This is a genomic window from Pseudomonas sp. FG98 (assembly GCF_057808595.1).
In genome coordinates this window covers 25209-40421 of record NZ_JBMDIJ010000060.1, presented here as the reverse complement: position 1 = coordinate 40421, position 15213 = coordinate 25209, and the positions used below count along the sequence as shown (strand labels likewise).

General features: G+C 64.2%; 13 protein-coding genes. 8 read left to right on the top strand and 5 right to left on the bottom strand.

Annotation, left to right across the window (positions count from 1 at the left end; all coding sequences use genetic code 11):
• Window positions 1-79 precede the first annotated feature (79 nt).
• The 3 genes from ACODSK_RS24800 to ACODSK_RS24790 all read right to left on the bottom strand — a co-directional run bounded on the left by ACODSK_RS24800 (window position 80) and on the right by ACODSK_RS24790 (window position 3457).
• Entirely contained in the window at window positions 80-982 is a 903-nt protein-coding gene (locus ACODSK_RS24800) for a LysR family transcriptional regulator (protein ID WP_489019732.1), read from the bottom strand.
• Between the two features lie 29 nt (window positions 983-1011).
• Window positions 1012-1902, bottom strand: a complete 891-nt coding sequence (gene yddG / locus ACODSK_RS24795; RefSeq protein ID WP_489019731.1) for an aromatic amino acid DMT transporter YddG — start codon at window positions 1900-1902, stop codon at window positions 1012-1014.
• Window positions 1903-2044: 142 nt separating this feature from the next.
• A complete protein-coding gene (locus tag ACODSK_RS24790) occupies window positions 2045-3457 on the bottom strand; it encodes a phospholipase D-like domain-containing protein (protein ID WP_489019730.1) in 1413 nt (470 codons plus the stop codon).
• Between the two features lie 172 nt (window positions 3458-3629).
• Here ACODSK_RS24790 and ACODSK_RS24785 point away from each other — a divergent pair, with 172 nt between their 5' ends.
• The 5 genes from ACODSK_RS24785 to ACODSK_RS24765 all read left to right on the top strand — a co-directional run bounded on the left by ACODSK_RS24785 (window position 3630) and on the right by ACODSK_RS24765 (window position 10274).
• Complete coding sequence (locus tag ACODSK_RS24785; protein WP_489019729.1) at window positions 3630-4277, top strand: hypothetical protein; 648 nt, start codon at window positions 3630-3632, stop codon at window positions 4275-4277.
• A 138-nt stretch (window positions 4278-4415) separates the two neighbouring features.
• Entirely contained in the window at window positions 4416-6017 is a 1602-nt protein-coding gene (locus tag ACODSK_RS24780; protein ID WP_489019728.1) for a hybrid sensor histidine kinase/response regulator, read from the top strand.
• Window positions 6018-6157: 140 nt separating this feature from the next.
• The gene (locus tag ACODSK_RS24775) at window positions 6158-6667 is read left to right on the top strand and encodes a sigma-70 family RNA polymerase sigma factor (RefSeq protein ID WP_489019727.1); all 510 of its coding nucleotides are present in this window, start codon (window positions 6158-6160) and stop codon (window positions 6665-6667) included.
• On the top strand, window positions 6664-7632 hold the full coding sequence (locus tag ACODSK_RS24770) for a DUF4880 domain-containing protein (RefSeq protein ID WP_489019726.1): 969 nt from the start codon (window positions 6664-6666) through the stop codon (window positions 7630-7632). The genes ACODSK_RS24775 and ACODSK_RS24770 overlap by 4 nt, the downstream gene beginning before the upstream one ends.
• A 119-nt stretch (window positions 7633-7751) precedes the next feature.
• A complete protein-coding gene (locus tag ACODSK_RS24765) occupies window positions 7752-10274 on the top strand; it encodes a TonB-dependent siderophore receptor (protein ID WP_489019725.1) in 2523 nt (840 codons plus the stop codon).
• A 396-nt stretch (window positions 10275-10670) separates the two neighbouring features.
• On the opposite strand, the gene ACODSK_RS24760 is transcribed toward ACODSK_RS24765, so the two are convergent.
• The gene (locus ACODSK_RS24760; protein WP_489019724.1) at window positions 10671-11210 is read right to left on the bottom strand and encodes a histidine phosphatase family protein; all 540 of its coding nucleotides are present in this window, start codon (window positions 11208-11210) and stop codon (window positions 10671-10673) included.
• 108 nt (window positions 11211-11318) lie between these two features.
• Here ACODSK_RS24760 and ACODSK_RS24755 point away from each other — a divergent pair, with 108 nt between their 5' ends.
• Window positions 11319-12890: a hypothetical protein gene (locus ACODSK_RS24755; protein ID WP_489019723.1), complete on the top strand. Its 1572-nt coding sequence runs from the start codon at window positions 11319-11321 to the stop codon at window positions 12888-12890.
• A gap of 40 nt (window positions 12891-12930) precedes the next feature.
• Here the strand turns inward: ACODSK_RS24755 and ACODSK_RS24750 are convergent, their stop codons facing one another.
• The gene (locus ACODSK_RS24750; RefSeq protein ID WP_489019722.1) at window positions 12931-13302 is read right to left on the bottom strand and encodes a hypothetical protein; all 372 of its coding nucleotides are present in this window, start codon (window positions 13300-13302) and stop codon (window positions 12931-12933) included.
• Window positions 13303-13522: 220 nt separating this feature from the next.
• Between ACODSK_RS24750 and ACODSK_RS24745 the strand changes: the two genes are divergently transcribed.
• Window positions 13523-14200, top strand: coding sequence for a phytanoyl-CoA dioxygenase family protein (locus ACODSK_RS24745; protein WP_489019721.1), 678 nt, complete (start codon window positions 13523-13525; stop codon window positions 14198-14200).
• 59 nt (window positions 14201-14259) lie between these two features.
• Entirely contained in the window at window positions 14260-14556 is a 297-nt protein-coding gene (locus ACODSK_RS24740; RefSeq protein ID WP_489019720.1) for a DUF3144 domain-containing protein, read from the top strand.
• The last annotated feature ends 657 nt before the right edge of the window (window positions 14557-15213 follow it).

Here is a 15213-nt window from a genome sequence, read left to right as displayed (position 1 = left end):
CATCATTTTGTGGTGATCTGAAGTTGTGTAGATACCCATGCAGCGATGAGGCCCTCGGGAACGCCAGAAGACCGTTCCCCTACCCCTGCACCCCATGCACCGCCAGCAGATCCTCGATAAACGCCCGCGCTGCCTCGCTCCGGGGCCGTCCGTTGTAGGTGATCATGCTGTGCACCACTTCGTACCGCAGCCGCTCGGGCTGCAAGGCGCGCATGCGGCCGCGCTCGATCCAGATCTGCGCATAGTGGGTCGGCAGGTAGCCCAAGTGCGTCCCGGCCAGCACCGCGTGGGCCACGGCTTCCATATGGTAGGCCGTGGCCCGGCTGCGTTCGGGGCGCAACGGCAGCTCCTGGTTGTCCGGGAGAAAACCATGGCTGATCCAGTTGCACGCGGCGATCCGTTGCAGGTCCGGCTGCGCCTCGGCGAACAGCGGATGGCGGTCGCCGCAGAACACGCCGATCTCCTCGGTATACAGCGGCAGGTACTCCAGGCTCGGCCGCGAACGGCTGAAATAGGACACCGCCAGGTCCAGTTGCCCGTCGATCACCGCCAGTTCCAGTTCGGTGGGCGAGTTGACGTAGAGGTTCAACTGGACGTCCTGCTCGCGCTGGTGAAACCTCGCCAGCGCCTCGCCGAAACGCGCCTGGGGCAAGGTCGCCACGTTGTCCGCCATGCCCACGTACAAGTCCCCGACCAGATTGCCCGACAGCCCCTGCGCCTCGTCGCGGAACAGTCCGATGGCCTCGAACATCGCCTGGGACGCCTCGATGATGCGCTTGCCCTTGGTAGTCAGGCGAAACCCGCCCTTGCCGCGCTCGCACAGGCGATAGCCCAGGCGCTGCTCCAGGCTGCCGATCTGCATGCTGATGTTCGACTGGCTCATGTTCAGCTCGGCCTGGGCAGCGGTGAAGCCGCCGCATTTCACTACCGTAGTGAAGATGCGCAGCAGGCGCAGGTCGAGGTCGGTGACGGTACGGAGCATGGCAGGCACGGGTCGACAGGAATGGGCGCTCAGTGTACCTGTCGCGTCGCCTGCCAGCACATGAGCGATCCCGCCACCACCAGCAGCGCCCCTTGCCAGAACTGCCCGCTCAACTGTGCCCCCAGCCAAAGCGCGGCAAAGGCCGAGGACAGCACCGGCGAAAAGTACGAGGCGGTGGCCAGCAAGGTCAGGTTGCCGCGCAGAATGCCCAGGTTCCACAAGGCATAACCGCCGGCCATGGCCACTCCGGCGGCGAGCAGTTCCAGGCTGTTGCCCGCAGTGAACGGCGGCAGTCGCTCGCTGCTCAGGGCGTACTTGATCCACAGCAGGCAGGACGTGAGGAAGAAGAACAGCACCACCAGGTTCTGCCCGTTGGCATAGCGGCGGGTAACGTTGCAGTACAGGGCGAAAGTGATCGCACAGCTCAACGCCAAGCCATAGCTCAGCGGGTTGGAACCGACATTGGCAAGAATCCGCCCCAGCGACAGCTCATTGCCGCTGACCACCCAGACGATCCCGGTCAGCGCCAGCAGACTGCCCGGCACGATCAGCCAGCGGGCACGCTGGCCGTTCATGAAGATCGCCAGCACCACCGTCAGGCACGGCCACAGGTAGTTGAGCATGCCGACCTCGATGGCCTGGTTGGCATTGCTGGCAAAGCCCAGGGCCAGCGACAGGCAGATCTCGTAGGCGACGAACAACGCGGTGCCGACAAACAGGTACATACGCGGCACCGAGCGCAGCCGTGGTCGGCCAAGCAGCAGGACCAGCAGCACGGTGCCGAGGGAATAGATCAGCGCGGCACCGCCCAGCGGGCCGAAGACCTGGCTGATGCTGCGGATCAGGCCGGACGCGGTGCTCCACAGCAGGATGGCGAGCAGGCCGCAAGCAGTGGCGGCCCGGGGGCCGGTGACGGTCATGGAAGTCTCCTCGGCAAAAGGCGCCGAGTCTAACCCAAAGGCCATTGGCAAAACCGGCGCACAAAGACACCGCGCCTGGCTGAGAATGACATGGCGATCAATGACACACCTCGTGCCGAACCCCGCTTGCAGGGCATGGTTGCTACGCGTCGTGGTAGTCCATCAGCCACTCGCCCAGGGTCAGCCCCACTTGCGGCAAGGTCCGCCTCCAGCCTTCGCGCAGGTAAGACCCGATCTTCGCCACGCTCATCTCCTCCAGCTCCTGCCCTTCGAGTTCGACGATCCTTTTCAGCCGCCTGACCAGCCATGAGGACGTACGGCCTTTGCTCGCCTCGACGGAGACCGACTCGCACCAGGAGTGGACAAACAGCTCCCAGGCCGTGTTGTCCTGGCGGAAACGCGGCATATCCGGAAACTCGTAACCCTGGATGTAGCGGCTCTTGAAATCCTGGTCCTGGGCAAGGTTGAAATCCTGCTTGAGCTTCTGGAGAAACTGAGCCTTGTACGGCCCCGGGTTCAGTTTGCCGTTGAGCTCCATGAGGTAGCGTTGCGGAGGGATCTGCGCACGCTGCAAACCGTCCCATACCTGCTCGAGTGCCTTGACCAGGGTCTCGACCCTCTCTGCCTGCCAGTCTTCATCGGCATGACCGCTGACGATCATCGCCACTTTCGCCTCGCGTGCATCGGCCGCCTTCGAACGCATGATCTTCCAGTTAGCCCGGTAGCATTCATCCGAGACCCAGTCCCCCAGGTGCGTCCACACGCTGAAACTGGCCTTCCAGTGAAGCTGCTCCTGTTCCTGCTCGGCGGCAGCCGCGTCGTCATTCACATAGCCATAGCGCACCACATCGCGCTCGCCCTGCTCGGTAAAGGCACTGTTGGCGAAGATCTGCGCGACCTGATCCCGTGGTAACGCTTGCTTGAGGCGGATATTGAGTACGCCGAACTGCGGCGCATCGCGGTATTTGGCAGTCAGCCGGCCGCGCTGCAACCAGGTGTCGAACCCCGACGGCAGGGTCCCCATGGGGATGCTTTTGAACGCAGGTAAATGCAGGAATGGGGCATTGTACGAATAGACACGCCGCTCCTCGACCCTGACCGCCGCGTCACCGTCGGTATCGAAGGTCCGCAGGATGTCGAGGAAGTAATCGGCAAGATCGCTGTCATTGCTGATGGACAGCTCGAGATCGGCGATCAACTCGGCATTGATGTTGCCGCTGAACGCTGCATTCGTGGCGTTGGCCGACCCCAACAGCAAGCGGCGCTTCCTTCTGCGCGGTCCTTCCTTGCGTATGAACTCGAAGTAATAGGACTTCATGTGCATCAGGCCCCGGGCGCGCCCCAGGCGGATCTCCAGATCGACCGACTTGCCACAATCGGCCAGCAACGCCTCCAGATCCTCCTTGCGGATACCGTCGTCGGCCAACAGGCACAAGCGTCTCGGCTTCATCCGTGCAATCAGCTGCTTCATGAACTTCACATCGACATAAGGCGCCACGACCAGAGCCACTTCCGTGGCATACCCCTCGGGCACCGACAACCTGTCAAAACTCATCCTGCGACATCCATTCGTTCATCGAAAAAGGCTTGGCGGGGCCGTAAAACCCGGCGTGCCGCCATTATCCAGGACTCCGGGGCAATATCGGGAGAAAATAAAAGCAAAATGCCAGCATTCTTTTTGAACGGGACTATCCTGTCAGTCGGTACTCACCAGCAGGAGGCAAAAAATGCCAAGGATTGCGACCATCCCGAAAAACGATCACGAACCGGCGTGCAACATCGAGGAGGATGAGGATTTACGGGTGCATTTCACTGCCGATGCCGATATCGACGCCGACGGGGCCAACGGCCAGAATGGCAAACCGGCGGCCTACATGCTCGGCGACAAAGGTAGCGACTACCTGGAAAACGGCGGGATGTACGAAAAGAACGGCAAGGTCTATTGCTACGACGCCGACAACAGCATCGCGATCCTCGACAAGCAGGGCTACCCGAAGCTCTATCCCGGCGGCATCGTCGGCTGCAAGACCGCCTACCGATACCCCGGCAAAGCGTCGGATGACCTCGCTGCCTACGTCGACTCGGCCACCGTGCCCTATATCGTGGTGCCCGCCGTGGTTATCAGCAAAACCAAGGGCGTCGTCCTGGGTTGCAAGGCCAGGGTGACCTTGAATGGCAAATCGGTCGACTGCGTGGTCGCCGATGTCAGTTCCAATTCAAAGATCGGCGAATTGAGCATCGCCGCCGCCGAAGCGCTGGGCATTCCGTCGAGCCCGAGAAACGGTGGCAGGCACAAGGCCGATGTGCTGTACGAGCTCTGGCCGGGCATAGCCGCACCGGGCTTCACCCTGATCCCCTCTCCCAAGCACCACTGAGTTCCTCGGTCCGTTCGGGTGTCGCTCGCCACAACTACGGCCGGCGACACCCGAAGTCAGCCCGCGACGCCTTGCAAGCAACCAAAGCACCCGCCCTGCTGTCTGCATGCAAGAGCTGGCTTGCAGAAGGACTGAACCGTGCCCAACACCCCCACCCGCGTCGACGACTCCTCGACCGCCGATATCTCCGGCCATCCCAAGGACATCTTTTTCGCCGCGGTGGAAACCACGCGCATGCCGATGATCGTCACCAACCCCAAGGCGCCGGACAATCCGATCATCTTCGCCAACCAGGCGTTTCTCGACATGACCGGCTATGCCGCGGCGGAGATCGTCGGGCGCAACTGCCGTTTTCTCCAGGGGCCGGACACCGACCCGGAAGTGGTCACGGCGATCCGCGAGGCGATCGCCGGGCGCTACGACTTTTCCACCGAGATCCTCAACTACCGCAAGGACGGCAGCAGCTTCTGGAATGCCCTGTTCATCTCGCCGATCTACAACGAGAAAGGCGAGCTGATCTATTTCTTCGCCTCGCAACTGGATGTCAGTCGCCGCCGCGACGCCGAGGATGCCCTGCACCAGTCGCAGAAGATGGAAGCCCTGGGCCAGTTGACCGGCGGTATCGCCCATGACTTCAACAACCTCTTGCAGGTGATGGGCGGCTATATCGACCTGATCCGCACGGCGGCGGAAAAGCCGGCGCCGGACATGGAACGCATTCGCCGCAGCACCTTCCACGCCCGATCGGCGGTAGACAAGGCCAGCACCCTGACCAAGCAACTGCTGGCCTTCTCGCGCAAGCAGAAGCTGCAAGGCCGGGTGCTCAATCTCAACCAGCTGGTGGATACCGTGCGGCCGCTGGTCAACCGCACCTTTGGCGACGGCGTGCAGGTGGAATATGACCTCGAAACCGGGCTGAAGAACTGCCGCATCGACCCGACCCAGGCCGAGGTGGCGCTGCTGAATATCTTCATCAACTCGCGGGACGCGCTGATTGGCCGGGCCAAGCCGCGGATCTTCATCGAAACCCGCAATGTCACGGTGCGCGACCTCGCCACTACCTCCTACGACGGCCTGCTGCCGGGCCATTACGTCAGCCTGGCAATCACCGACAACGGCATCGGCATGTCGGCGAGCATCCGCGACCGGGTCATGGACCCGTTCTTCACCACCAAGGAGGAAGGCAAGGGTTCCGGGTTGGGTCTGTCGATGGTCTACGGCTTCGCCAAGCAGTCCGGCGGCACCGCGCGGATCTACACCGAAGAAGGCATCGGCACCACCCTGCGCCTGTACTTCCCGGTGGACAGCGGTGCCGTACTGCCGCTGGAGCGGCGCCCGGCGGCCGAGGCGAAGAACGGCCACGAACGGGTGCTGATCGTCGAGGATCGCCCGGATGTGGCGGAGCTGGCGAAGATGGTTCTGGAGGACTACGGCTACCAGGCCGACCTGGTGCTCAATGCCCGCGAGGCGCTGAAGCGTTTCGAAGCCGGCGAGCGCTACGACCTGCTGTTCACCGACCTGATCATGCCCGGCGGCATGAACGGCGTGATGCTGGCCCGCGAGGTGCGGCGCAACCACCCGGCGATCAAGGTGCTGCTGACCACCGGCTATGCCGAGAACTCCATCGAGCGCACCGATATCGGCGGCTCGGAGTTCGAGGTGATCTCCAAGCCCTACCTGCCCCATGACCTGGCCCGCAAGATCAGGCAGGTGCTGGATTCGCCGGGGGGGATCGCCTGAACGCCTGGTCATGGCTAGACAACAGAGTTAACCGGGCTTCTTGCAGGAGCGTGGCTTGTTCGTCGAATTAGTTGCAACAGGGTTAATGAGAAGTATTACCATGCGCACCATACGCCACCCTCTGCCATGGAACCGCGCGCATGCCCTCTTCCACCTCCCCGCATCACGCCGTCGGCGAACTCTATGTCGCCCACCACGGCTGGATCGTCCAGCTGCTGCGGCGCAAGCTGGGCAATCACCAGCAGGCCCAGGACCTGGCGCAGGACACCTTCATCCGCCTGATGCGCCAGGACGTGCTGCCGTCATTTCGCGAGCCACGGGCCTACCTGGCCACCGTGGCCAGCCGCCTGTGCGCCGAGTTCTTCCGCCGTCGCGCGCTGGAGAACGCCTACCTGGAATCCCTGGCGGCCCTTGACCCGCAGGAAATGCCGTCGGCGGAGACCCGCCTGCTGGTGCTCGAAGCCCTCGATACCGTGGGCCGGGTGCTCGACGGCCTGGGCACGCGGGTGCGGGAGATCTTCCTGCTGTCGCAACTGGACGGCCTGACCTACCCGCAGATCGCCGAACAGCTCGGGGTCAGCGTCAATGTGGTGCAGAAAGCCATGCTCAAGGCCTACCGGGTCTGCTACGCCGCGGTCTACGAACCGTGAGGCCGTTTCAGCCGCTGGAAAACCAGGCCGTCGACGAGCAGGTGCTGGAACAGGCGCTGCACTGGATGGTGCTGCTGCAATCCGGGGTCAGCAGCGATGACGAGCGACGGGCCTGCGAGGCCTGGCGGGCGCAGAGCGCGTCCCATGAACTGGCCTGGCAGCGCCTGGCCGGGCTCAACCAGGACCTGCGCCAGACCACCCGCAACGTAACACCAGCCAGTGCGCGCAGCCTGTTGCGCGCACGCAGCGGCAGTTCGCGGCGGACCCTGCTCAAGGGCCTCGCCGGCCTGGCCGTGCTGGGCGCCACCGGAGTCGGGGTCAGCGAGCGCAGCCTGTTGCCGCAACTGTTCAGCGACTACCGCACCGGCACCGGTGAACGTCGGCGCCTGCAACTGGCCGGTGGAGTGCAGTTGCAACTGGATACCCGCACCGCGCTGGACCAGCAGGCCGCCGAGCTGAGCCTCAACCTCGGCCGCGTGCTGATCAGCACCGACACGCAGGCCGCGCTGCGCATCCGCAGCCAGGGCGGGTGGATCACCCCCGGCAGGTCCAGCAAGCTGGTGATCGCCCGGGACCTGCCGGGGATGACCGGCAGCCAGCTGCAGGTCTTCGCTGGCAGTGCCGAGTTGGAACTTGCCCAGGGCGACAGGCTGGTGCTCAACGCCGGGCAGCAGTTGAACTTCGACAGCGAGCGCACCTTGCCGCCGGTTGCCCTCGGTCCTGCCGAGCTGGCCTGGAGCGACGGCCTGCTGGTGGTCGAGCGCATGCCCCTGGGCCTGCTCCTGGCCCATCTCGATCGCTATCGTCGCGGCGTTTTGCGCTGCGCCCCGGAAGTGGCCGGGCTGCCGGTGTCCGGGTCGTATTCGCTGGATCGTCCCGACGCCAGCCTCGACCTGCTGGCACGCATGCTGCCGATCAAGGTGGAACGGGTGCTGGGGGTCTGGGCGACGGTGACGCCGGCCTGAGCCGGGCCGCGAATAAAAATAATTCGCGATAGCCGGCAGTTTTTTTCAGCTCACGCATCAAGACAGACAGAACGCTGAAAAACAGCGCCCTTCCCTCTGCCACCCAACGGATCGTCTTCATGCACAAACGCCCTTCTCCCCTGGCCCACGCCCTGCGCCTGGCCCTGCTCGGCGCTACCCTGGCCAGCGCCAGCCAGCCGCTGCTGGCCGCCGACACCGGCAGTCAGCAACAAACCCGCAGCTACCGCATCCCCGCCGGCAGCCTGGACAGCGTCCTGGGTACCTTCGGCCAACAGGCCGGGGTGATGATCGGCGTGGATTCGGCACTCACCGCCGGCCTGCGCAGCGACGGCCTGAACGGCGATTACTCGGTGGCCGACGGCCTGGCCCGGATCCTCCTCGGCAGCCACCTGCAAGCCATTGGGGACGGTCTCGGCTATCGCCTGGTCAAGCGCGCCGAGGACGGCCCCCTGGAGCTGAGCGCGACCACCATCAGCGGCCAGGGCATGGGCGAAATGACCGAGAACTCCGGCGCCTACACCACCGGCCTGGTCAGCATCGGCTCGAAGACCCCGGTCAGCCTCAAGGACACCCCGCAAAGCGTCTCGGTGATCACCAACAAGCTGATCGAAGACCAGCGCATGACCAGCCTGCCCGAGGCGATGAAACTCACTCCGGGCATCACCAGCCGCAGCTCCACCTACCACTCCAAGCAGTTCTATTCCCGCGGCTTCCCCATCGACAACGTGCAGATCGATGGTGCCGCGCCCATGGACATCGGCACCGGGGTCGGCACCTTCTACAGCGACCGTATGTACGACCTGGCCGCCTACGATCACGTCGAGGTGCTGCGCGGCGCCAGCGGCCTGCTCGGCGGTACCGGCGACCCGGGCGGTATCGTCAACCTGGTACGCAAGCGCCCGCTCGATCACTACCAGCTCAAGCTCAACACCTCGGCCGGCTCCTCGGACAACTACCGCAGCGAAGTCGACGTGACCGGGCCGCTGGCCTTCGACGGTGCGCTGCGCGGGCGCCTGGTGGCGGCCTACACCGACCGCCAGTACTTCATGGATAACCGCAGCACCGAGAAGCCCCTGGTGTACGGCGTACTCGAAGCCGACCTCGGCGCCGACACCCTGCTGACCTTCGGCGGCAGCTACGACAAGGTCAAGGAAAACGGCACCGGCGACGGCCTGCCGCGCTACAGCACCGGCGGCGACCTGCACCTGCCGCGACACAGCTGGTACACCACCGATCAGGCCTGGAACGACAGCTTCACCCGCGAGTGGTTCGTCAAGCTCGACCACTACTTCAACGACGACTGGAAGCTCAACACCTCGTACACCTGGACCTACAACGGCTCCACCACCGAAGGCGTGATCCCCTATGGCTCCGTCGACGAAACCACCAATACCGGGCCGTACTGGTGGGGCAGCTACGTGTCGAGCTGGAGCGAGCAATCGGTGTTCGACGCCAACCTGTCCGGCGCCTTCGACGCCTTCGGTCGTCGTCACGAAGTGCTGTTCGGTGCCGACTACCAGAAAGTCACCAGCCGCTGGCGCGCCGCCAACGGCATGCTCGGCAAGGGCGGCCTGATCGACCTGTGGGACCCGAAGAGCACGCCGCTGACCAGCGATGCATCGAACCACGCCTTCTGGCGCGACTATTCGCCCAACACCCGCGAGCAGTACGGCGTCTACTCGACCCTGCGCCTGCAACTGAGCGATCCGCTCAAGCTGGTACTCGGCGCGCGGGCCCAGCGCTACAAGTTCGAGCAGGCCTACAGCAAGCGCAACAGCGACGGCACCGGACAATGGGCACTGCAGGACCGGGTGTCCGATCGTGAGCCGACCACCCTGGTGCCCTTCGGCGGCCTGATCTACGCCCTCGACGAGCAGTGGTCGGCCTATGTCAGCTACAGCGAGGTGTTCAAGCCCCAGGCGCAGAAACTCATGGGCCCGGAAGACGCGCCAAGCTCGATCGAACCCATGACCGGCAAGACCTACGAAACCGGACTCAAGGGCGAATTGCTCGGCGGTGCCCTGAATGTCAGCGCCGCGCTGTTCTACACCACCCGCGAGCACCAGGCCGCCATCGACCCGTCCTATCCCGACCCGGTGTTCAGCTACAGCGGCTCGTGCTGCTACCTGGCCCAGGACCGGGTGGTCAGCAAGGGCATCGACCTCGAGGCCAGCGGTGAAATCACCCCGGGCTGGGAAATCCTCGCCGGCTACACCTACAACCGGGTGCAGAACGACACCGAGGAAACCCTCTACAGCAGCATCACGCCCAAGCATCTGTTCAAGCTGTGGAGTGTCTATACCTTGCCGGGCGCGCTGTCTGACCTGCGGGTCGGCGCCGGCGTCACCGCGCAGAGCCCGACCTACGTGACCGGCAAGGCTTATCGCTTCGACGCGGTGGGCAACGCCATCGACAGCCGCGACTACGACTTCAGCCAGTCCGGCTACGCGGTGTACGACGCCCTGGTGGAGTACAAGGTGGACGAGCACTGGACCGTGGCGCTGAAGGGCAACAACCTGTTCGATCGTCGCTACTACGAGAGCGTCGGGACGTCCGAGTACGGCAACTACTATGGAGAGCCGCGCAACTTCACCCTGACGCTGCGCGGGGTGTTCGACTGAGGGTTCACAGGCTGATGGCCTCATCGCCGGCAACGCCGGCTCCCACAGGGTTCCGGGCCGGCCACAGTATCTGTGCTCGACGCGGTCTCTGTGGGAGCTGGCTTGCCAGCGATGAGGCCGGCAAGAACAATCAGGCCAGCAAGATCGATATCGAGGCTGACGGCCTCATCGCCGGCAACGCCGGCTCCCACAGGAATCTCGGCCAGCCACAAGACCTGTGTCCGACACAGACACTGTGGGAGCTGGCGTTGCCAGCGATGAGGCCCTCAAGAACAATCAGGCCAGCAAGATCGGTATCGAGGCTGACGGCCTCATCGCCGGCAACGCCGGCTCCCACAGGGTTCACGGCGGATGCGATCTCTGTGGGGCTTGGCGGGGCGCCGGGCACCATTGCCGTCAATCAATGCGCAACCGCCAGCGGTCATAGCGACTGAAGCTGACCCGCGACAGCGGCAGCACATCGATATGCTGGAACGCCGACAGCGGACATTGCAGCACATGCAGCAGCGCCGCACGGATCACCATCGGATGGGTGATCGCCTGCCAGTGTCCCGGATCCGTCCGGCGCTCCATCCAGTCCGCCACCCGCTGGCAGAGCTGCGCCACCGACTCGCCGCCGTGGGGCGCGACCTGGGGATCGCCCAACCATTGTTGCAGGCCATCCGCCTCTTCCTGTTCCAGCTGTTTCAGCGACAGCCCTTGCCAGCGCCCGAAATCGCAGTCGCGCAGTCCCGCATCCGGTTGTCCAACCAGGCCCAGCGCCTCGGCGGTCTGTCGCGTGCGCAGTTCCGGCGCAATCAGCGTACGGGCCGCTTCATCCAACGTGATCACCGCATCGAAAGCCGGCTGTATCCCATCCTCGGCCAAGTGGAAGCGACCGACGCGCTGGGCTTCGCTGCGGGCGTGACAGATCAGGGTCAGTTGGCTGCTTTTCATGGACGGACCGGACAACGTCGGGGAAAGGGGCCGGCATTGTGGCACGGCTCAAGCTTCGCGCGAACGCGCCGATAGCCTTGAACACGTACGGACACCATGGGCAACCACATGACCCCCATCAGCACAGGACTGCGCATTTCGCCTGTCTACATCGCACCCCAAGCCACGCCGGCCAGCACCGCAAGCAGCACCCAGGCGCCGGCCGCGACCAGCAATGTCACCCTGGGCCAGGCCCGGGACGACAGTGACGGCTACACCTACTCGTCACGCAATGCCACCTCCACCGCACGCTACGCCCTGCAGGACGACGGCGTGGACAAGCTCAGCCTGAGCCTGCTCACCGGCATCCAGGGCGGGTCTGCCAGCGAACGTTTCCGCGGCGTGGGTTCGGCGCTGGTCGAACAGTTGGTGCTCAAGGGCGGAACATCGGTTTCCCAGTCGGTATTCCGTTATGCCGAAGGCGCCACCCCCAGTGCCGAAGCCATCAAGCTGCGCGCCGACAGCCTGCGCCAGGACCCGGCCAATACCATCAGCCTGAGCCTGACCACCGCCTCCGGAGCGACCATCAAGCTGTCGCTGGTCAGTGACGACAACGGCCTGGCGGTCAGCGCCGAGGTCGAGGACGGTGAACTCAACGCCTACGAGCTCAAGGGTCTCGCCACCCTCGCGGACGGCTTCCAGGCCGCCATCGACGGCCTGGCCAAGGAGCCGCCGAGCCTGAAGCTGGATGGGCTTGTCAAGTTCGATTCCAACCTGTTCAGTTCCTTGCAGATGAACGCCACCCTGCAAACCGCCAGTGGCGAACAACAGGTCTTCGACCTGAAGCTCGACGACACGGCGCGCAACCTGAGCCTGCAAGGCCCGTCGGGCAATCTCAAGCTCGACCTCGACACCCGCGACAGCAGCCTGCTGGGCACTGCCAGCCAGCGCCAGGCAGCGATCGGCAACTACCTGGAGCAGTTCGACGCGGCGCGCAAGCGCGGCAATGGCGACAAGGACCTGATGGCCCTGTTCAAGGACGCTTTCGTCCAGCTCAACAGCGTGGACGACGGCAAGGCCGCCAGCGGCTCCGGCCCGATTTCGGGCAAGACCGATCGCCTGCTGCTCAGCGGCCTGGCCGACTTCAGCGCCTCGATCGGGCAGACCGCGCAGTCGGTCAACCCGCTTTTGCCGGGGGAAACCGACCGTTTCGACTACCAGGTCTCGCAGAGCACCATTGCCCAGGGCAAGGCCCTGTCCAGTCGCTCGGTGCAGCAGGACCAGCAGTCGCGCCTGAACGCCGCCTGGCACGTCGGCGCCAACCCGCAGGTGGCGCTCGCCCTGAGCAAGGACCTCAAGTCACAGAACTACAGCTACCACGAGGTCACCGACGAAGCGAAAAGCAGCACGCGCCTGGGCTTCAACAAGGACAACAAGCTGGTGCAGGCCAGCGCCACGCAGCAGGCCAGCCAGAACGAACGCGTGCGCACCTACACCGATGGCGTGCTGACCAACGAAACCAATACGCCGAAGTCGGTCTCACAGACGCGCAATCTGCTGGGCACGCTGAACGACGCGTTGCAGCGCGAGCGCATCTCGCTGCGCGACAAGGGCGTCTCGGTGCTGGAATCGCAGTTGGCGGAGAAGCGGGATGAGTGGTGGTTGCAGAGCGATGCAAGCGCTATCCGCAGCCAGGGCTGAACGCAAGCCGGCCTGCCTGCAGGCCGGCGTCCCTGATCGATCAGTGGGTCGCCATGCTCGAGCCCGCAACCGGACCTTCGCTGTAGGTGTAGTTGGCCACCACATCATTGCGGATCAGCAGATCCAGCATCTTCTGGGTGCCGGTGGTGGTCACCTGCATGTTCACCACATAGCTCTTGGCGTGGGCCGAGGCGTTGGTGTAGGCGTAGATCCACTTCTCGTCGGTATCGCTGACTGCGGTCTTCATGTAGGGCTCACCGAACATCGAGCGCAACTGCGCGGTGGTGGTCTTGCCCTTGACGATGGTGGCCACACTGGCCGAGGAGAAATCCCGACCGACCGTGTAGTTCGACGAAGTGGCGCAGCCATTGAGCACCAGGCACATTCCGATTGCGGCGAGCAGCTTGTTCATGGTCATCCCTGAGGTGGAAAAGGACCGAGCTTAACCTGCGACAAAGCAATTCGCCATCATTCAGCTTCAGGCGCGATGTGCACAACCACACAAAATTAGTGGATATCAAATTGACATCGTGCTGACCCCATGGCTACGCTCGCCCGCAGTCCGATAATGCCCGCCGAACTGACGTCGGGCGCCCCCAGAAAAAACCGCCGGCAAGGAACGCAGAACCGCCATGAGCCCCCGCGAGCAACTCCGCCGAGACGGCTATCTTCTTCTTCGCCAGGCGATTCCCGCAGATTGGCTGGAAGAGCTGCGCGGCGCCTTCGACGGTGGTGCCCGCGCCTCCCACGAATGGCCGGTTCCCCGTGGCCGTGACTGGCGCCACTCGCTGCTCGACAGCCATGCGCGGATCCAGGCGCTGTGCCGGCTGCCGGCGCTGCTGGCGGCCACCGGCGCGATCATCGACGAGCCCTTCTTCCTGTCCCATGTGGAAGGCCGCGAGCCCCTTGTCGGCGGTGGTCACCAGCGCCTGCACCGGGACATGTGGGGGCACCGGCCGGGGGATACGGTGACGGCCATGGCCTACTTCGACGACTACGGTCCGCACAACGGTGCGACCCGCCTGATACCCGGCAGCCATCGCTTCGAGCCGGGGGAGTCGCCATACGACTTCGACGACGAATCCCGGGTGATACAGGTGTCCGGCCGTGCTGGCGACATCCTGGTGTTCGACGTCGACCTGGTGCATGGCGCCAGCCTCAACCCCTCCGGAGCGCGGCGGCGGTCGATCCTGATCAACTACTGTGCGCAACCCTTGTACGCCACCCACCTGCAGACCGCGCCGATGCGCAATGTCAGCATGGACAGCAGCGAGCGCTTCGAGCCGGCGGATTACGACTTCGTCGCGTAGCATCCGGCCGGCAAACGTGCTCCAATCGCCGGCCCGATCCGTTTCTCCAGGCCTTCAGCATGTCCCAAGCCACCGACCAAGCCTTCTACGACCGCGCCGACGCCCATATCGACCTGGCCAACCAGCAGATCGAAAGCCTCCAGGACCTGGGCAAGGTCAGCGCCTCGCTGACCTTCGGCGCCACCCGCTTCAATGCCTGGATGAGTGCACGCAGCTTCAAGTCCGGCAGCGAAATGGCTGCGGCGCGGGAGGAACTGCTGAAGTACTTCTGCGAACAGTACCGGATGATGCTGGAAGACAACCTCGACGATCACATCGCGCATTTCGAGCAGTACATGCTGGGCAGGAAGGATTGATTCGAGGCTGATGGCCTCATCGCCGGCAAGCCGGCTCCCACAGGGTTCCGGGCCAGCCGCTTAATCCAGGCCCGACACAGGAACCTGTGGGAGCTGGCCTTGCCAGCGATGAGGCCGGGAAGAACAGCACAGACCCGCGCAGGATTGATGTTGAAGCTGATGGCCTCATCGCCGGCAACGCCGGCTCCCACAAGAATCCCGGTCAACCACAAGGCCCAGGCCAGACACAGAACCTGTGGGAGCTGGCCTTGCCAGCGATGAGGCCCGGCCGGACAACATCACCGCACCTGCCCTCCCCGCAGAACGGAGCAACAAGGCAGTCGGCAGCGGCATGAAATCCACATGTCGAATCTTTCATCAAGCCCCCGCCCCAGCCCGAATGCGGCGCTTCTACACTGACTTTGTGCAAACCCGAACGCAGCGCTTGACCACCCCACCCACCGGGCGTAAGGTGCGCCGCAATTTCAAACCACACAGGAGTCCTGCCTTGGACAGTTGTCCCAGTCGATTGCGACAGGTCTGAACAGCGAGCACGTCCGGCAGCACTCTTCCTGCCACTGTCTCGCTGATCACAGCGGACAGTGGCGATCCGCATCCCGCCCGGGATGACGCATCCCCATTCTCCCCTCACGCCTTGCCCGGCTGCGTTCGCGCGGC